The sequence below is a fragment of the Arthrobacter sp. TmtSoilC51 genome, assembly GCF_055388015.1.
This window is the reverse complement of the sequence record NZ_AP035877.1, coordinates 361,573-379,594: the sequence shown is the minus strand read 5'-3', so window position 1 is coordinate 379,594 and position 18,022 is coordinate 361,573. Positions and strand designations below refer to the sequence as shown.

13 protein-coding genes and 1 tRNA gene are annotated in these 18,022 nt (G+C 63.0%); 6 read left to right on the top strand and 8 right to left on the bottom strand.

Features of this window, described 5'->3' with window-relative positions; genetic code table 11:
- Positions 1-6 precede the first annotated feature (6 nt).
- The 4 genes from ACZ5G6_RS01865 to ACZ5G6_RS01850 all read left to right on the top strand — a co-directional run bounded on the left by ACZ5G6_RS01865 (position 7) and on the right by ACZ5G6_RS01850 (position 6,001).
- Positions 7-480 (top strand): hypothetical protein, encoded by a 474-nt coding sequence (locus ACZ5G6_RS01865; protein ID WP_223935511.1) that lies wholly within the window; start codon positions 7-9, stop codon positions 478-480.
- Between the two features lie 84 nt (positions 481-564).
- A tRNA-Cys gene (locus tag ACZ5G6_RS01860) sits at positions 565-635 on the top strand.
- Positions 636-729: 94 nt separating this feature from the next.
- On the top strand, positions 730-5,676 hold the full coding sequence (locus ACZ5G6_RS01855) for an NAD-glutamate dehydrogenase (protein WP_498689020.1): 4,947 nt from the start codon (positions 730-732) through the stop codon (positions 5,674-5,676).
- A gap of 103 nt (positions 5,677-5,779) precedes the next feature.
- Positions 5,780-6,001: a hypothetical protein gene (locus tag ACZ5G6_RS01850; RefSeq protein ID WP_498689018.1), complete on the top strand. Its 222-nt coding sequence runs from the start codon at positions 5,780-5,782 to the stop codon at positions 5,999-6,001.
- Positions 6,002-6,060: 59 nt separating this feature from the next.
- Here ACZ5G6_RS01850 and ACZ5G6_RS01845 read toward each other — a convergent pair whose 3' ends face one another.
- The 3 genes from ACZ5G6_RS01845 to hutU form a co-directional block, all read right to left on the bottom strand.
- Positions 6,061-6,309, bottom strand: a complete 249-nt coding sequence (locus tag ACZ5G6_RS01845) for a hypothetical protein (protein WP_223935508.1) — start codon at positions 6,307-6,309, stop codon at positions 6,061-6,063.
- A 197-nt stretch (positions 6,310-6,506) separates the two neighbouring features.
- On the bottom strand, positions 6,507-8,099 hold the full coding sequence (hutH, locus tag ACZ5G6_RS01840) for a histidine ammonia-lyase (RefSeq protein WP_223935507.1): 1,593 nt from the start codon (positions 8,097-8,099) through the stop codon (positions 6,507-6,509).
- A gap of 9 nt (positions 8,100-8,108) precedes the next feature.
- Entirely contained in the window at positions 8,109-9,848 is a 1,740-nt protein-coding gene (gene hutU / locus ACZ5G6_RS01835; protein ID WP_498689016.1) for a urocanate hydratase, read from the bottom strand.
- Between the two features lie 162 nt (positions 9,849-10,010).
- Between hutU and ACZ5G6_RS01830 the strand changes: the two genes are divergently transcribed.
- The gene (locus tag ACZ5G6_RS01830) at positions 10,011-10,448 is read left to right on the top strand and encodes an SRPBCC family protein (RefSeq protein WP_223935505.1); all 438 of its coding nucleotides are present in this window, start codon (positions 10,011-10,013) and stop codon (positions 10,446-10,448) included.
- Here ACZ5G6_RS01830 and ACZ5G6_RS01825 read toward each other — a convergent pair.
- The 3 genes from ACZ5G6_RS01825 to ACZ5G6_RS01815 all read right to left on the bottom strand — a co-directional run bounded on the left by ACZ5G6_RS01825 (position 10,445) and on the right by ACZ5G6_RS01815 (position 14,020).
- Positions 10,445-11,251 (bottom strand): IclR family transcriptional regulator, encoded by an 807-nt coding sequence (locus ACZ5G6_RS01825; protein ID WP_223935504.1) that lies wholly within the window; start codon positions 11,249-11,251, stop codon positions 10,445-10,447. The genes ACZ5G6_RS01830 and ACZ5G6_RS01825 overlap by 4 nt on opposite strands.
- A 158-nt stretch (positions 11,252-11,409) precedes the next feature.
- Positions 11,410-13,032 (bottom strand): ABC transporter permease, encoded by a 1,623-nt coding sequence (locus ACZ5G6_RS01820; RefSeq protein ID WP_498689012.1) that lies wholly within the window; start codon positions 13,030-13,032, stop codon positions 11,410-11,412.
- Position 13,033: 1 nt separating this feature from the next.
- A complete protein-coding gene (locus ACZ5G6_RS01815; RefSeq protein ID WP_498689010.1) occupies positions 13,034-14,020 on the bottom strand; it encodes an ABC transporter ATP-binding protein in 987 nt (328 codons plus the stop codon).
- 251 nt (positions 14,021-14,271) lie between these two features.
- On the opposite strand from ACZ5G6_RS01815, the gene ACZ5G6_RS01810 reads away from it, so the two are divergent.
- The gene (locus ACZ5G6_RS01810; protein WP_498689007.1) at positions 14,272-15,708 is read left to right on the top strand and encodes an amino acid permease; all 1,437 of its coding nucleotides are present in this window, start codon (positions 14,272-14,274) and stop codon (positions 15,706-15,708) included.
- Positions 15,709-15,794: 86 nt separating this feature from the next.
- On the opposite strand, the gene ACZ5G6_RS01805 is transcribed toward ACZ5G6_RS01810, so the two are convergent.
- Both ACZ5G6_RS01805 and ACZ5G6_RS01800 read right to left on the bottom strand, forming a co-directional pair.
- The gene (locus ACZ5G6_RS01805) at positions 15,795-16,544 is read right to left on the bottom strand and encodes a 3-hydroxybutyrate dehydrogenase (RefSeq protein ID WP_223935500.1); all 750 of its coding nucleotides are present in this window, start codon (positions 16,542-16,544) and stop codon (positions 15,795-15,797) included.
- Positions 16,545-16,548: 4 nt separating this feature from the next.
- On the bottom strand, positions 16,549-17,946 hold the full coding sequence (locus ACZ5G6_RS01800; protein ID WP_498689005.1) for an MFS transporter: 1,398 nt from the start codon (positions 17,944-17,946) through the stop codon (positions 16,549-16,551).
- Positions 17,947-18,022: the final 76 nt, after the last annotated feature.

Here is an 18,022-nt window from a genome sequence, read left to right as displayed (position 1 = left end):
ATGGCGATGGGCGCAACTCCTGTGCAGGACAAGTGGGCCTGGGTGGCCGGACCCGTTGCTGTCGCTTTGGGTCTTTCCGCGCACGTCGTCTCAGGTGGCAGCGCCCCGGCGATGCCCGTACTGCTGGCCTTTGTTGCCCTCGCTGCCCTGGCCGCGCAATTGATTGCCCGCTGGATCCATGGGCCTTTGCTGTTGTTGCTGTTGTCCGGCCTGGCCCAGCAGTTGCTGTTCTTTGGTTTCGACGCCTTGAGCGGCTCGTTTGCCGGCGCCGGATTCCTTGACCATTTGCACGGGCAGGCGCAGCAACCAGTGGACGTACCTGCGGACAGTCAGGCGGGCTCAGGCCAGGTGCACACTGCTGACCTCATGCTTTACACGCATGCTGCTGCTGCCATTCTCACTTTGCTGATGGCTGCGGGAGTATCCAAGCTGGCGCGGAGGGGCCGTCACGGAGGGCAACGTTCCGTAGCTTTTCCGTAGCCCTGCGAAAGCCAACGTAGCCCTGCGAAAGCCGGGGCAATGAACTTTGATCGTCCTGCCTTCGGGCGCCTAGTGTCGGTTGCACGTGGTGTACCCGAGAGGCCAGGGAGCTGCCTGCAAAGCAGCGCACGCGGGTTCGAATCCCGCCACCACGTCTGCTGGCCTTCGCGAGATGGCAGTTAATGCCGATGTTCTTCTCAAACATTGGCATCTACTGCCATCTCGCTGCGTTTAAGCGATCATGAAAGCATGTCCCCCAGGATCGAGCCGGCGGACGGGTTCCTGACCGACTACTACGAGCACGTGGCCGACGACGACGTCCGCAGCTACACACCGGAGACGCTGCTGGAACGGGCGCGCTACCACCGCTCGCTGGCCGAACGCCGTGAACCGGGACAAGCAGTCATCGGAGTCCTGAACGAAACGGACTCCAGCTTGGTGGCAATCGTCGCGGATGACATGCCCTACCTCCTTCCCTCCGTGACAGCCGAGATCGCCCGGGACACCGCTTCCATCCGGCTCCTGGTCCACCCCACTTTCAGCGTCACGCGGGACCCGGGCACCCACCGCCTCACCGACATCCATAGGGGACCTCACCGCTCGGGGCTACCAACCGGCGTCGAACGTTCCGATGGTGACGCGGCGGCGGCCGCAACTTCGAAGCCGGTCCTTTCCCCAGACGGGCACGACGCCGGACCGCTCACCGAGGCGTGGATAGCAATCGAGATCCCCCGGATTCCGGACGACGCGAGCGCCGAGGTCCTGGTTGGCCGGCTGAACATGGTTCTGGAGGATGTTCGGGCAGCCGCCGAGGACGCCGAGGCCATCCACGCGGAACTGGCACACGAAATCAGTGCCCTGGACGAGGCCGCCACAAAAGACCGGACCGCGCGCGAAGCCCAGGAGCTGCTGCGCTGGCTGGACGACGGGAACTTCGTGTTCCTGGGGTATCGCGGGCGCCGTGGGCTTGGACTTCTCCGGGATGCGGCCAGTCCTGCCGCCCCAAGCGATGTTCCTTCCGAGGCGCCCGTCCTTACCCTCACCAAATCCACCCTCCGCTCAACGGTCCTTCGCCGGGCCTACCTCGACGAGATCACCTTGGCCGCCCACAACTCCCAGGGAACAGATACTGAGGGCACAGATACCAGCGGGTGCACCTTTGTTGGCCTCTTCTCCCCCAGCTCAACCGCCCGTTCCGCACAGCAGATTCCGGTGATCCGGGACACGGTGGAGGAAGTGCTGCGGGCATTCGGCTACCCACGGGCATCGCATCATGGCAAGGAGCTTCTTGCGGTGTTGGAGGCTTACCCGCGGGACGAACTGTTCCACATCGATGCGGAGCAGTTGGCCATCCGTGCCCGCGAGATCCTGCGACTCCAGGAACGCCACAGCACCCGGCTGTTTCTTCGTCCGGACTCGTTCGGTCGGTTCATGACAGCACTGGTTTTCCTACCCAGGTATAGGTACAGCACGGCCGTCAGGCTCAACATTGAGCGCGAGCTGCGTGAAGCGTTTGGGTCCGACGCAATCGAGTTTGAGCTTCGGTTGGGCGAATCCGCCATGGCCCGCGTGTTCTTCCGGATCCTTTTGCCACAGGACCCCTCACGGCACGAAGGCACTCCCGCGGTGGTAGATGCCGCGGTCCTGGAGCAGAGGATCGTCGCCGCTACGAGGTCATGGGCGCAAGGCCTCGACGAGGCCCTCCAAGCAAGGTATCCCCGGAAGGAAGCGGCCCAGCTGTCCAGGCAATGGGCAACTGCGTTTCCGGCGAGCTATAAGGCCGATTACGAGGTGGAGGACGCAGTTGAGGACATTGCGAAGTTTGAAAGCTTCCCGGTTGCGTCCGCTGAACCGGGATCTGCAGACCAAGCCGACCCCCTCCTGACCGTTTACCAACGTCCTGGCACAGCCGTCCTCATTGAGGACGCCCGGATCCGCCTCTACTTAACCCGCCCGCAGAGCCTTACCGAGATCCTCCCCTTCTTCCATAACCTGGGTTTGAAGGTCCTGGACCAGCGGCCTTTCGACGTTCAGCGGGCCGACGGCCGGCAGTTCTTCCTCTACGACCTCGGCCTGAAGTTTCCCCGAGGCGTGGACCCCCTGGCCACGGGCGATCTGCTGGCCGGCGCATTCTGTGCCGCGATGCGCGGTGACGCGGAGTCGGACGCTTTGGACGCTCTGGTCATCAAGGAGGGCATCGACTGGCGGCGGGTCGCCATCCTCCGCGCTTACGCCAAGTACCTCCGGCAACTGGGGAGCACCAACTCTTATGGCTTCATCGCGGACACACTCCGCGGCAATGCCACGGCAACCCATGCCCTGCTGGAACTGTTCGAGGCGAAGTTCAACCCTGACCGCTTCGCTCCGGACTTGTTTGATCCGGACCTCGTCAATTCCAGCCATGGGGAAACCAGGCTGCCCGGGGGAGATCTGTTCGAAGAGGGAAGCAGCGAACTGAGCCACCGCACACAGGCCGTCCACGCAGCCCGAACGAACCTGACCAATGCCATCGACGCCGTCCCTGTCCTGGACGCCGATCGGTTGCTGCGTTCCCTCGCGAGCCTGGTGGACGCCACGCTGCGCACAAACTTTTATCTCGACAGACCCTTTATAAGCTTCAAGCTCAACCCCGCCAGCATCCCCGCTGCCCCTGCACCTCGTCCGAAATTCGAAATCTGGGTGTATTCACCGCGCGTTGAAGGCGTCCATTTGCGTTTCGGTCCCATAGCCCGCGGCGGCCTCCGATGGTCGGACAGGCGGGAAGACTTCCGCACGGAAATCCTGGGGCTCGTGAAAGCCCAGACCGTCAAGAATGCCGTGATTGTTCCCACCGGAGCCAAGGGCGGATTCTTCCCCAAACGTCTCCCGGATCCGGCAGAGGACCGTGCTGCCTGGCTCGCGGAAGGGCAGGAGAGCTACCGGACGTTCATCCGCGGCTTGCTGGATATCACGGACAACCTGGTGTCGGATCCCGACGGCGGAAGCAGCGGCCGCGTGCTCGCGCCGCCCCGGGTGGTACGGCACGACGGGGACGACTACTACCTCGTGGTAGCCGCCGACAAGGGAACAGCAACCTTCTCGGACATCGCCAACGCCCTCGCAGCCGAGTACGGGTTCTGGCTGGGTGACGCCTTCGCTTCCGGAGGCTCAGTGGGTTATGACCACAAGCAAATGGGGATCACGGCCCGAGGTGCCTGGGAATCCGTGCGGCACCACTTCAGTGAACTCATGATCGATTCCCGTGCCGAGGACTTCACGGTTGTTGGCATAGGAGACATGAGCGGAGACGTCTTTGGCAACGGGATGCTCCTGTCCCACCACATCAAGCTCGTGGCCGCATTCGATCACCGGCACATCTTCCTGGATCCCACACCGGACCCCGAGGTCTCCTACGCCGAGCGGGAACGGCTCTTCAAACTCCCACGCTCCTCCTGGGCCGATTACGACCGCACCAAGCTGAGCCCTGGCGGCGGAGTATTTGCCCGGACGGAAAAATCCATCCTGCTCACGGAACAAGCCAGACTGGCCTTGGGATTGGATGAAGGTGCCGATCCCCATGGCCAGTTGGCCATGAGCCCAGCCGAGCTTCTCCGTGCGGTCCTCTCCGCCCCCGTAGACCTCCTGTACAACGGCGGAATCGGCACCTATATCAAGGCATCCACGGAGTCCCATGCCGATGTGGGAGACAAATCAAACGACGCCATCCGCGTCAACGCCAACGAACTGCGTGCGCACATCATTGCCGAGGGCGGCAATCTTGGAGTCACCCAGCGCGGCCGGATCGAAGCTGCCTTGGCAGGCATTCTGGTAAATACCGACGCAATCGATAATTCAGCCGGCGTGGATTGCTCGGACCACGAAGTGAACATCAAGATCTTCCTCGACCGGATGATCTCCGCCGGCAGGATGTCCGCGGCAGAACGGACTGGATTCCTGCACTCACTCCAAAACGAGGTGGGACAGCTTGTCCTGAAAACCAATGATGACCAGAACGTCCTGCTCCTCAATGACAAGCAGCTGGCGTTGGAATGGAGTCCCAGCTTTGAACGGACCATGGACTGGCTGGAATCAGTCACGGACCTGGACAGGGGACTCGAATGCCTCCCCAGCAACGCCGAACTTCAGGCACGGGTCCTGACGGGCAAGGGACTAACCACTCCTGAACTCGCTGTTTTGGCGGCCTACGCCAAGATCGAACTCGCCCGAGAACTCACAGAGGGCGGTTTGTCCGATGATCCCTGGTTTTCTCAAACCCTTCGTGGCTATTTCCCCAAGCAAGTCTCAGCGCGGTTCGGTAAACATCTCTCCACGCATCCCCTGCGCCGGGAGATCGTAGCCACGGTGGTGGCCAACGACATGATCAACATGGGAGGCATCGCCTTCGCTTTCCGCGCGATGGAGGAGACGACGGTTTCTGCCTCCGCAGTGGCCCGGGCGTTCGTGGTGATGCGGAAGATCTGGGACTTTGACGCCCTCACCGGCAGCATCGCCCAAGTGCCGCCCACCACACCCCGTGAGCATGGAGCCGCCGTTGCCCTGGACCTGCGGCGACTGCTGGACCGGTCCGTCCGCTGGTACGTGACCCATGACTTCCGCGACAAGCCTATTGCCGATGCCTTGGCCAGGCTTGAGCCGCCGATGTCCTTGATGCGGGCGAACCTCACGAGCTTCCTTCATGGAGTCAACCCTGACCACGCCCAGAAACGCCTGGCCCATACAGACTCGGTGGGCTTGCCCCATGATCTGGGTATCAGGGCATCCGAACTGCTGGTCAGCTACGGATTACTGGACATTTCCGTTATCGCGGAGGAGCTGCAAGAGCCGGTGGAAGCAGTGGCCGAGGTGTACTTCGCGGTCTTCGAACGCATCTCGGCGATCCCCCTCCTGGAACACATCACCATGCTCCCCCGGGACACCCATTGGGAGTCGCTGGCCCGTGCTGCGTTGCGGGATGACATGTATCTGGTCCTCGCCGACATGACCAAGGCCGTGGTGCGGCACACACCCCGCATCTCTGGTGCGGTGACTGCCGTGGCGTCAGATCCAGTGGAGCGGATCATGGACTGGGAACGCGGAAACATCGAACAACTGGCCCGGGTCCAGGAAACCATCAAGGAGGCTATCAAGCCAGGTCCGGTGGACATTGCAGCGCTTTCAGTGGCGGTAAAACTCCTCCGTGCCATGGTTCGGAGATGAGGCATCGCCGACCATTGTTGCCGGTCATCTTACAAATATTGGGCCAAACGTCCTATGATTGATGGGTCGCCCTCGCATGCGGCAAGTAATAGGAGGCCCCCAAATGACCCCTGCAATGACTGCAGAACGCGAAATTCGCCTGTCCTTTTCCAAGGCAGACGAGATCCACGACGGACTTGAACGCGCCGTGGATGCATTGATCAAGGATGCAGCAGCAGATGCTAACTGCGGCATTCTGGTGACGCGGCACGAGCCCGGCACCTACACAGTGGCCCTGGACGAATCCGTTCCCTTCGGTCAGACCCACGAAGTCCTCGCTGCGTAATAGTTTGCAGTTGCAGTAGCCAAGCAAAAAGCCGGGGCCAAGGCCCCGGCTTTTTGCCGTTACGCCCGGCGGAGAGTTACGCCGTCGGACTTCATGAACAATTCCTTGCCTTCCTCGGTGACGCCAGGCCCTGAATGCTCAAGCCACACCACGTTTCCACTGCTGGAGACTTCCTCGATCAGCCCGGCGGCGATCACATGGGCATACTTGACTACCTCCACGCGCTCACCAACCTTAAGTTGCCTCCAGTCGGTAACCGTAGCCGAGTGTGCGTTTCGTCTGGAGAGGACTGCTCCACGTGCCTTCATTGAACTTCTACCCCTTTGTGGATGTTCGCTGTTGTGTATTGAGTTATTAACGGTTGACCGTCAAGCCCACGACACCGTTGGCGTGGACGTGACGTACACCATAAGTTCTACTACATTTGTCACGCCCCGGAGATTGCGTTGCGAACAATTTCCGGGACGTGACAAATTTGCCCATCAAATGAGCGTTTTATTCGACGTCAGGCCAAGTTCCCGACGGCGGATTCGGCGGCCGCACGGACCGCACCGGAGCCAACCAGGCGGTCAGCCGCTTCGAGTTCGGGCGACAGGAACCGATCGGTGCCCGGTCCCTGGACCACTTCGCGAAGCACCTCGAGCACAGCGGTACCGGCCGGACCCGGGGTGAGCGCGCCGTCGGACATCTGCGTACGCATGTCGATGGCGCGGGCGCTGGTGACCAGCTCCACTGCCAGGACGCGGCGGAGGTTCTCCACGGCCTTGCGCAGCTTGCGGGCCGCGTGCCAGCCCATGGACACGTGGTCTTCCTGCATGGCGGAGCTCGGGATGGAGTCCACGGATGCCGGAACGGCCAGGCGCTTGTTGTCCGAGACGAGGCCGGCCTGCGTGTATTGAGCGATCATGAGGCCGGAGTCGACGCCAGGATCGGCGGCGAGGAATGCCGGGAGACCGTGCGAGCGGGCCGGGTCCAGCATGCGGTCCGTGCGGCGTTCAGCGATGGAGCTGAGGTCCGCGACGGCGATTGCCAGGAAGTCCAGGACGTAAGCCACGGGCGCGCCGTGGAAGTTGCCGTTGGACGTGACGCGGCCGTCCGGGAGGACCACCGGGTTGTCGATCGCAGCGGCGAGTTCGCGGGACGCCACCAGTGCGGCGTGGTCCACGGTGTCGCGGACTGCACCGGCAACCTGCGGAGCGCAGCGCAGCGAGTAAGCGTCCTGCACCTTGGTGTCGTTGATCCGGTGGGATGCGACGATCGGCGAGTTGGACAGCACGCGGAGCATGTTATCCGCGCTGGCAGCCTGGCCGGGGTGCGGGCGCAGGGCTGCGTGCAGTTCCGGCAGGAACACCTGGTCGGTGCCCAGCAGAGCCTCGACGCTGAGCGCGGCGGTGACATCCGCCGTCGCGAGCAACATGCGGATGTCAGCGATGGCCATCAGCAGCATGCCGAGCATGCCTTCGGTGCCGTTGACGAGGGCCAGGCCCTCCTTTTCGGCCAGCGTTACCGGCTCGATGCCGTGCTGCGCGAGCAGCTCAGCAACAGTTTGCTTCCCGGGGACGCCGTAGAGTTCGCCGTCGGGACCGGTTGCTTCGCCTTCGCCCATCAGCACCAGGGCACAGTGTGACAGCGGGGCAAGGTCGCCGGAGCAGCCGAGTGAACCGAACTCGCGGACCAGCGGGGTGATGCCTGCGTTGAGGACGTCCACCATGGTCTGCAGCACCACGGGACGGACGCCCGTGCGGCCCGAGGCGAGGGTCTTGGCCCGCAGGAACATGATGCCGCGGATGACTTCGCGTTCAACGGCCGGCCCCATCCCCGCAGCGTGGCTGCGGATGAGCGACTTCTGCAACTGGGTACGGAGATCGTTGGGGATGTGGCGGTTGGCCAGTGCGCCGAAACCCGTGGAAATACCGTAGGCGGGAACGTCGCTGGTGGCGAGGCTATCGATGTGGGCGCGAACCTTGGCAACGTTATCCAGGGCTTCCTGGGAGATGGTCACCTTGGCATCGTGGCGTGCGACGGCGACGACGTCTTCCGGGGTCACGCCACTGGAACCGAGGGTAACGGTCAGGGGTTCGTGGGTAGTAATAGTCACTTGTGTTGCCTACTTTTCGTTCATGGGGATGCGGACGCCGCGTTCGTTGGCGACCTCGACGGCGCGGTCGTAGCCGGCGTCGACGTGGCGGATGACGCCCATGCCGGGGTCGTTGGTCAGGAGACGTTCGAGTTTCTCCGCGGCCAGATCCGTGCCGTCCGCGACGGAAACCTGTCCGGCGTGCAGGGACCGGCCGATACCGACCCCGCCACCGTGATGGATCGAAACCCAGGTAGCACCCGAAGAGGTATTGATCAGCGCGTTCAGCAACGGCCAGTCAGCAATCGCGTCGGACCCGTCGGCCATGGCCTCGGTCTCCCGGTACGGGGACGCCACGGAACCGGAGTCCAGGTGGTCACGGCCGATCACGATCGGGGCCTTGACCTTGCCCTCCTTCACGAGCTGGTTGAACAACAACCCGGCCTTGGCACGTTCACCGTACCCGAGCCAGCAAATACGGGCCGGCAAACCCTCGAACTCCACCCGCTCCGCCGCGGCGTCGAGCCACTTGTGCAGGTGCTTGTTCTCCGGGAACAACTCCTTGATCGCCGCGTCCGTCACCGCGATGTCCTCCGGATCACCCGAGAGCGCCACCCAGCGGAACGGGCCCAGGCCCTCGCAGAACAACGGGCGGATATATGCCGGGACAAAGCCGGGGAACTCGAACGCCCGGTCGTAGCCGCCCTTGCGTGCCTCGTCGCGGATCGAGTTGCCGTAATCAAACACCTCGGCCCCGGCGTCCTGGAACTCCACCATCGCCTGGACATGCCTGGCCATGGACGCCTGGGCCTTCTTCGTGAACCCTTCCGGGTCCGCCTCGGCCTCGGTGTGCCACTCCTCCACGGTGATGCCCTCGGGCAGGTAGGACAACGGGTCATGGGCACTGGTCTGGTCCGTGACCACATCAATGCTCAGCTCCCCGGCCTTGTGCCGGGCCAGCAGCTCCGGGAACACCTCCGCGGCGTTGCCCACATACCCCACGGACCAACCACGGCGCTCAGCCTTGGCCTTCTGGACCTTCGCGATCGCGGCGTCCAGGTCCGTTTCGACCTCGTCCAGGTACCGCTTCCCGGCCCGGCGGCGCAGGCGCGTCTCGTCCACGTCCACAATCAGGCACGCGCCGTCGTTCAGGGTCACGGCCAACGGCTGCGCGCCGCCCATCCCGCCACAACCACCAGTCAACGTCAACGTCCCCGCCAAAGGACCCTCAGTGGAACCAGCTGCGGCCGGGGCCGGGTGGCCGGCGGTGTTCTGCCTGGCGGCGGCCAGCTTGTTCCCCACCGCGGCGAACGTCTCATACGTGCCCTGCAGGATGCCCTGCGTGCCGATATAGATCCAGGACCCGGCCGTCATCTGCCCGTACATCATCAAACCCTCGGCCTCCAGGCGGCGGAACTCCGGCCACGTCGCCCAGTCCCCCACCAGGTTCGAGTTCGCCAAAAGCACCCGCGGAGCCCACTCATGGGTGCGGAACACACCCACCGGCTTGCCCGACTGGACCAGCAGAGTCTCGTCCTTCTCCATCGTCTCCAACGTCCGGGTGATCGCATCAAACGCAGCCCAGGACCGCACAGCACGGCCCGTACCGCCATAAACCACCAGATCATCAGGACGCTCAGCAACCTCAGGATCCAAATTGTTCATCAACATACGCAACGGCGCCTCGGTCTGCCACGACTTGGCAGTAAGCTCAGTACCCCGCGCGGCCTTAACCGGACGGGCACCAGTAGTGAAATCGGCGGGTGCCATAATGACTCCTTCGTCTTTGGGAAGTGTGTTGTGGAAAGATCTTCTGCTTCTACTAAAGCCCCTTTGCAAGCCCCCAGGAATGGCTTTTCGAGCGGTGCTGTCCGGGATTACAGACCCGCGCCGACCCTCGCATTCGCGCGACATTGAGCGCATGCTGGAGCCATGGCAACGTATCGTGTGACGACGCTCGTAGCGGCACCCCCAGAACGCGTCTTCGAGACCTGGACGGACCCGGATCGGTTCCGGGAATGGATCGGCGGAGTCACCCGCGTGACGGACCGCGTCGGCCCAGTCGACCAGGCCGGCAGCCGCTACACGGTGTGGTTCGGACGGATGGCCAGCCCCACAGAAATCCTCGCCGTTGAGCGGCCCTGGCACTTCCGCACGCGGTTCGGCAATGCGATCCTCAAGGGCGAGTCAGATGTGCGGTTTGCTGCCGAGGGCGATGGCACGCGCATCCACCAGGAGTTCGAAACCAGGGGATTTATCCCGGCGATCTTTGCGTGGCTTTTCTCCAGGGGATCCTACCGGGGTAGCTTCCGAGGTGAGCTGGAGACCTTCCGTAAACTCGTCGAGCGCGAAGCCTTGGGGCCGGGCTAGCCCGCAGGGCGGCCGTGTATTCTCACCGACAGTTCGTCGGCAGCCTTCCGGATGCGCGCAGCGAGTACCGGCCATTGCTCAGCCGGCACTTTGTCCTCCAGGAACGTGACGGCGACTGCCGCCGTCGGCCATCCCACGTGGTCAGTCACAGCGGCGGCGATGGAGCCGAATCCAGGCGTAATCTCGCCGTTTTCCGTGGCATAGCCACGCTGCCGCACCTGGTCCAGGTGGGAGGAGAGGGCGGAATACTTCATGATCGGAAATTCCACTTCGTTGCGGGACGTGAAGGCCGCGGCGTTCGGGTACAGGGCACGCACTTGCGACTTTGGCAACGCGGCGAGGATCGCGCGGCCCGAGGCAGTGAGGTGGCTGGGGAGGCGAACCCCGACGTCGGTCACCAGGCTTGGGCGGTTCTTGGCGCGTTCCTCCACGATGTAGAGGACGTCGCGGCCATGCAAGACAGCCAGGTGTGCGCTCTCGCCGATCGCATCAACCAACGCAGCAAGCATGGGCCGCCCCAGCCGGGACAGCGGTTCCTGCCGCGAATACGCGGAACTGAGTTCGAACGCACTGATGCCGAGCCCATAGCGCTGCTCCTCGTGCAAGTGGAGGACGAAGCCGTTGGCCTCCATCACGCCTAGCAGGTGGTACACGCTGGAACGCGGCAAGCCGAGCGCCGTCGCAATGTTCGACGCCGCCATGGGACCCCGGCGCGAGGCCAACAGTTTCAGGATGCGCAGCGTATTTTCGGCGGCAGGGACCTTGGACGTGGCCTTGCCTGGTGCCAGTGGCGTGGTGGTCATGGTTCCTCATTGCTTGAGACTGCTGAAAGGGACATCGACCACAAGTGTCCGGTATCCCGTACTCAAGCGTGCCCCCTAAGCCCGAGTGGCGCCAGACCATTACGTTACTTGGGTGTCTGAAATACCAGACTCATCTTCCACTTTGGGACCGTGGCAGCTCACACCGCGCCAACCTCCCGACGCCGTACGGCCACGACTGCGAACAGCGAAAGCGCCACTCCAATCCCGAGCATCCAAAAGCCTCCGCTCCAATCGGTTCCGGTGTTGGTAACCACTGGCGAGTGCGTGAAGGGAGACAGGTCCCTGAGCCACTTGTCGAAGCCCAGCATTCCGCCGTAGACACCCAGCACCACGCCCAATGCCAGCAACGCCCAGCCGACCGGAACAGTAGCCCGGGGAAAGGTAACAAAAACCGCAGCCGGCAACGCCAGGTAAAGCAGCGCAGCCGGGATTTGAGCCACGGCCGTTTCCCACACGTTGCCCACCTCAACGGCCGATTCACCGGAGACCAGCAATGAATACCAGGCGCCGAAGGCCGCGAACACCATCACCAGAACCACCGAGGCTGCCCCGAGGCCCAGAAAGCTGCCAAACCAACGGGTGCGTCCCAGCGGTTCCGAAAGTACCAGTTCTGCTGTGCCCGCCACTTCTTCCTGCCTCAATCGCAGAACGGCTTGGAGTCCGCACGCCGCCGCCAGGATGCCACCGATTTCAAATAGAACAGCAGTGACCAACTGCGTCATGGATGTTCCTTGTGCCTCGATCATGGCCCTGAGAATCACTGTGACGGAGGAATTCGTGATGCTGACCTGCTGGATGGCAGCGCCCAGCGTACCGGTGAGCAGGCCAGCGATAAACCCGCCGATACACCAACTGACGATCGCGCCCTGCTGGAGTCGTAGTGCCAGCGCGAAGGTTCCGCGGAGTGAGCGGCGGGCGTCCGTACGGCCTCGTCGTCCGGCCAACACGCTTGCGCCAACATCGCGCCTGGACATGACGACGGCGGTAAGCGAGACGCATACGACGCCAAGACCCAGCGGTAATAGCAGTGGCCACAATCGGTTTCCCGTGTAGGCAAACGTCTGCTGTCCCCAGCCGATGGGCGACATCCAGCTCGGCCACGCCGCCGTTACAGTGAGCCCGTCCTCGCTGACCTCGCCGGTCGCGTCACCGAAACCGCGAAGAAGATAGGCAGCCACCACCAGCCCCGCTGCCGCTCCGTTTGCCCCGCGCGAGGTACTCATGAATTCGGACGCAAGCAGTCCGAGCGTCAGGAACGCCAATCCAACGGCTCCGGCCGCAAGACCGGCCACGAGCGAACCTGCGGCGTCGAGCCCACCGGCGATAAAGCCGAACGCGACCGCCGCGGCCACCAGCACGTTCGCCACGAGCCCATGGATCACGGTCGCCGTCAACGGCATCCATCGGCCCGCTGCAGTGGACGCTACGAGCTCAGCCCGGCCGGTTTCCTCCTCCGCGCGCGTATGCCGTACAGCCATGAACGTGTTCATCAACCCGGCCAGGACGCCGATGAAGGCGAAGATCTGGAAGAACGTGAACGCGTCCAGGGCAGGGCCGCGGACCAACCCGCGGAGTATCAAGATAGCGGGTGTGGCCGTGGCAATATGCAGGATCTCGGCGCGGGAAGCATCGTCACCATATGCCGAGGCCACCGCTGTTGTGGCGAAATAGGCCAGTGCACCGATGGAAGCAACCCAGCTCAGGAGTTGCCAACGGTCGCGGCGGAGTCGTTGCCAATACAGATCCAGGAAGCGGTTCATCTCAGCGGCCCGTCCTGGCGGGCGGGCGGCGGCGCCGATGGTGAGTGCCGCCGTCGGCCTTCGCTTCTTCTGATTGGGGTGGAAGGGCAACGCCGTAGTGCCGGAGGAACAACTCTTCAAGCGATGGCGGAGCGACCAGCAGGCCCTGCACGCCCAGGCGACCAAGAATCGGCAGGACCTCGTGGACACGATCCGAATCGGCACTGAACTTCACCCGTCCTGCGGCCAAGGTGAGATCGTGGACCTGGGCGAGGCCTTGGAGGGCCCGGAGGTCCACCTGGTCCTGCACGAAAGAGATCCCTGTACGCGTCAGGTGGCGAAGGGAATCGAGCGTCCCGCCGTCCACTATTCGGCCTGCGCGGATGATGCTCACACTGTCGGCCAGCTGCTCCACCTCGGAGAGGATGTGGCTGGAGAGAAGGACAGTAGCTCCTTTCTCACCGACCAGCCGGCGAATCTCGCGGGTAAAGACCGCCTCCATGAGGGGATCCAAACCACTTGTCGGTTCGTCCAGAAGGTAGACCTCGGCGTCGGCAACGAGGGCTGCGATGAGCGCAACCTTCTGTCGATTGCCTTTGGAGTAGGCGCGGCCTTTCTTGCTCGGGTCAAAGTCGAAGAGCTGGCACAAACGCTCCTTGCGGCGTCGATACTCAGCGCGATCCGTCCCGCCGTCCCGCAGCCGGGAGAGGAAATCAATGGTCTCTCCCCCTGAGAGATTCGGCCAAATGCTTACGTCACCCGGCACGCTGGCCACACGGCGGTGCAATTCAACGGCGTCTGCCCATGGGTGCAATCCGAGGACGCTTGCACTGCCCGACGAGGCCCGTGCCAGGCCAAGCAGGATGCGCAGAGTGGTGGACTTCCCGGCACCATTCGGGCCGAGGAAGCCGTGGACTTGCCCGGCAGGGACTTCGAGGTCAAGGCCGTCGAGTGCCTTGACCCGACCGAAATTCTTATGGAGATCGACGGTCTGGATGACAGGGTCCATGGACCCGACGTTACGCAGGAACGGCGCCCCTGTGAAGGACAGGAAGGCCCTGTGCGCGTTAGGAAATCGTCAATATTTTCGGACACCTGCTGCGGGGTTGAGCCTCGCGGACATCGTATCTGAGATTCGACTGTGACTCCTGTCGCACTGTCTGCGATCGAAGACACCAAAGGCCCGTGAGGCCAATCACAAGACCGCCAAAAGTGATGTGCTGGTTAGCGATCCCCTCCCAAAGACGAGAAGGTTTTACCATGCAACAAACCACGCTGGCTTCGAAGGACACCGTCCTCCAGGCCGCCGGTACGGCACTTAGCCGTGGCCTCAACGTCCGTCACATCCGCTTTATGGCACTCGGATCCGCGATCGGCACGGGACTGTTTTACGGTTCTGCGTCCGCCATACAGAAAGCCGGCCCTGCCGTCCTGCTGGCCTACATCATCGGCGGCGCTGCTGTCTTCATGGTGATGCGTGCGCTCGGCGAAATGGCCGTCCGACACCCTGTGTCCGGCTCATTCGGCCAGTACGCCAGCAAATACCTTGGACCGTTCGCAGGCTTCGTGACCGGCTGGACGTACGTGTTTGAGATGGCGATCGTCGCAATAGCCGATGTCACCGCCTTCAGCATCTACATGGGCTTCTGGTTCCCACAGGTGGACCGCTGGATCTGGGTCCTCGCGATCATCTTGTTCCTGGGCGCCATGAACCTGTTGAGCGTAAAGGTCTTCGGTGAACTCGAGTTTTGGTTCTCGCTGATCAAGGTGGTGGCGATTATCGCCATGATCGTCGGAGGTGCAGCGATCGTCGTCTTCGGCTTCCAAACGGGCGACGGCGGTGGCGTGGCACCGGGGCTGGGGAACCTCGTGAACCATGGTGGTTTGTTCCCGAACGGTTTCGAGGGGCTCCTGGCCGCGTTCGCCGTCGTGATGTTTGCGTTCGGCGGGATCGAAACGATCGGCATCACCGCCGGCGAAGCAGCCGATCCCAAGAAGGTCATTCCACAGGCAGTCAACACTGTGCCGGTCCGCGTCCTGTTGTTCTATGTACTGACCCTGGGCGTGTTGATGAGCATCTTCCCGTGGAACGAGGTCGGCAGCAGCGGCAGCCCGTTCGTGCAGATCTTCGACGGCCTGGGCATCCCTGCAGCGCCGCACATTCTCAATGCCGTGGTCATCACTGCTGCCCTTTCCGCTATCAACAGCGACATCTTTGGAGCAGGCCGCATCCTGTTTGGCCTCGCCCAGCAGGGCCACGCTCCGAAGAGCTTCGGCAAGATCTCCCGGCACGGCGTCCCTTGGATGACCGTGGTGATGATGGGCGGAATCCTGCTTGTCGGCGTCGTGCTGAATGCCGTGATTCCCGAAGACGTGTTCGTGCTCATCGCATCGATTGCCACTTTCGCCACCGTGTGGGTGTGGGTGATGATCCTCGCTTCGCACGTTGCCATGAAGCGGGAGATCAAGCGCAAGGGGCTTCCGGCGTCGGAATTTGGTTCCCCATTGTGGCCGGCAGCCTCCATCCTGACTATCGCATTCATGGCCATGGTGATCGTGATTCTCGGGGTCTTCGAGGACACCCGCGTTGCACTCTATGTTGGCGCCACGTGGCTCGTCCTGCTGTTCGTCGCTTACAAGCTGTGGGTCCGCGGTGGTGGCCTGCGCCGCGCCGAGCTCGTGGACGAAACGGCCTGATTTCCAGCGCCGAAGTGACAGTTGATGCCAATGTTTGCGCGGAACATTGGCATCAACTGTCATCTCGCGGGGGCTCGCGAGGCTGGTTACCGCGCCGACCAGCCGCCGTCCATGGTGTAGCTCGCGCCGGTGACCATACCGGCGTCGTCGGAGGCCATCCAGGCCGCCAACGACGCCACTTCCTCAACCTCCACCAGCCGCTTTACTGCCGACTCCGTCAGCATTACCTTGGCCAGGACCTCTGCCTCGGGGATGCCGTGGAGCCGGGCTTGATCGGCGATCTGGCGTTCCACCAGCGGCGTCCTGACATATCCGGGATTGATGCAGTTGGAGGTGACGCCGTGCTCTCCACCCTCCAAAGCAGTGACCTTGCTGAGCCCTTCCAGGCCATGCTTCGCCGAGACGTACGCACTCTTGTACGCGGAGGCGCGGAGCCCATGAACCGAGGAAATGTTGATGATCCGGCCGAATCCATTGGCGTACATGTGCGGGAGCGCGGCCCGGATGAGGAGGAATGGAGCTTCCAACATCAAGGCCAGAATGCGCCGGAATTCGACGGGTTCGAACTCCTCGATCGGCGCAACCTTCTGGATGCCGGCGTTGTTGACCAGGATGTCGCAGTCGAGGCTCAGTGCTGCCAAGGCGTCGACGTCCAACAGGTCCACGGTCCAAGCCGTGCCGCCCAGTTCGTCGGCGAGCGCCGCTGCTCCGGAGGCATCGACGTCGGCCACTACCACTTTCGCCCCTCGGGCGGCGAGCGCCCGGGCACAGGCCGCCCCGATTCCGCTCGCGCCTCCGGTCACCAGTGCTTTGCGCCCGTTCAAGGAGTTGTCCATCAAATTAGCCTTTCGCGGCGGCGCCGGCAGGAGAAGTGGCAAGCCCGTGCCGCACGGCATCGGCCTCGTCCACGTCCTGCAGCGCGATGCCCTTGGTTTCCTTGAGCGAAACGACTGCGACGACGGTGATCGCGCAGGCGACGACGAGGTAGATCGCGGTGGGGAGCCATGAGCCCGTGTCCTTGAGCCACTGGGTAGCCAGGAGCGGAGCGAGGGAACCGGCGCAGATCGACGTGACCTGCGAGCCGAGCGACACACCCGAGTAGCGCATGCGGGTGGGGAAGAGCTCGGACATGATGGCTGGCTGCCCTGCGTACATGAAGGCGTGCAGGCACAGGCCGATGGTCACGGCGAGCACGATGATCACGGCGTTCCTGGTATCGAACATGGGGAAGGCGAAGAAGGGCCACGTCGCTCCGGCGATGGCGCCCACCAGGTACACGGGCTTGCGTCCCCAGGCGTCCACGAGCCTTCCAACCTGCGGGATGACCAGGAAGTGGATCACGTGCGCAATGAGCAATGCCAGCAGCAACGATGACGTGTCGTATTTGTGAACGCTCTTGAGGTAGACGATCGCGAAACTGACCACCAGGTAGTACATGATGTTCTCGGCGAAGCGGAGACCCATGGCCTGAAGGATGCCCTTGGGGTATTTGCGGATGACTTCGCCCACGCCGTAGCTGATGGCCTTCGATTCCTCCACCTGTGCCTTGGCTTCGAGGAAGATGGGCGCCTCGGTGACGTGGGTGCGGATGTAGTAGCCGACGAACACGATCACTGCGGACAGCCAGAATGCTACGCGCCAGCCCCAACCGAGGAAGGCTTCGCTGCTGAGGGTGGTGGACATGATGAACAGGACCAACGTGGCCAGGAGGTTGCCCACGGGTACTGCGGCCTGCGGCCAGGATGACCAGAAGCCGCGCGACTTGTTGGGGCTGTGTTCAGCTACGAGCAGCACAGCACCTCCCCATTCTCCACCGAGCGCGAAGCCCTGGATGAAGCGAAGCGCCACCAGCATGGCCGGCGCCCAATAACCCAGCTCGGCGAAGCCCGGGAGGCAGCCCATGAGGAACGTCGAGACGCCCACGATCACGATGGTCAGCTGGAGCGTGGGCTTGCGGCCGAGTTTGTCGCCGATCTGGCCGAACACGATTCCGCCGAGCGGGCGGGCTACGAAGCCAACCGCATAGGTCAGGAACGCCTGGATGATTCCGTCCAGCTCGTTGCCGCTGCTTGGGAAGAAGTATTTGCCGAAAACCAGTGTTGCGGCGGTGGCGTACAGAAAGAACTCGTACCACTCCACCACCGTGCCCACCATTGATGCGGCGACGATCTTCTTCAGGCCGGAGCCCTTGCCGGATTCTTTCCCGGCCCTTGATGTGGAGCGCTGCTCTACGCTCATATCCATCTCCTCAGTGTCCTCGTTGACCCTTTTGACAGTGCCCTATTGCGCGCTGTGATCCACAACACGGAATGCT

Excerpts from the sequence above, each read along its gene's own strand:
- ACZ5G6_RS01830 (WP_223935505.1), top strand. The coding sequence starts at position 10,011 with ATGGCAACGTATCGTGTGACGACGCTCGTAGCGGCACCCCCAGAACGC.
- ACZ5G6_RS01845 (WP_223935508.1), bottom strand. The coding sequence starts at position 6,309 with ATGAAGGCACGTGGAGCAGTCCTCTCCAGACGAAACGCACACTCGGCT.
- hutU (WP_498689016.1), bottom strand. The coding sequence starts at position 9,848 with ATGGCACCCGCCGATTTCACTACTGGTGCCCGTCCGGTTAAGGCCGCG.
- ACZ5G6_RS01800 (WP_498689005.1), bottom strand. The coding sequence starts at position 17,946 with ATGAGCGTAGAGCAGCGCTCCACATCAAGGGCCGGGAAAGAATCCGGC.
- ACZ5G6_RS01855 (WP_498689020.1), top strand. The coding sequence starts at position 730 with ATGTCCCCCAGGATCGAGCCGGCGGACGGGTTCCTGACCGACTACTAC.
- ACZ5G6_RS01820 (WP_498689012.1), bottom strand. The coding sequence starts at position 13,032 with ATGAACCGCTTCCTGGATCTGTATTGGCAACGACTCCGCCGCGACCGT.
- ACZ5G6_RS01850 (WP_498689018.1), top strand. The coding sequence starts at position 5,780 with ATGACCCCTGCAATGACTGCAGAACGCGAAATTCGCCTGTCCTTTTCC.
- ACZ5G6_RS01810 (WP_498689007.1), top strand. The coding sequence starts at position 14,272 with ATGCAACAAACCACGCTGGCTTCGAAGGACACCGTCCTCCAGGCCGCC.
- ACZ5G6_RS01815 (WP_498689010.1), bottom strand. The coding sequence starts at position 14,020 with ATGGACCCTGTCATCCAGACCGTCGATCTCCATAAGAATTTCGGTCGG.
- ACZ5G6_RS01825 (WP_223935504.1), bottom strand. The coding sequence starts at position 11,251 with ATGACCACCACGCCACTGGCACCAGGCAAGGCCACGTCCAAGGTCCCT.
- ACZ5G6_RS01805 (WP_223935500.1), bottom strand. The coding sequence starts at position 16,544 with ATGGACAACTCCTTGAACGGGCGCAAAGCACTGGTGACCGGAGGCGCG.
- ACZ5G6_RS01865 (WP_223935511.1), top strand. The coding sequence starts at position 7 with ATGGGCGCAACTCCTGTGCAGGACAAGTGGGCCTGGGTGGCCGGACCC.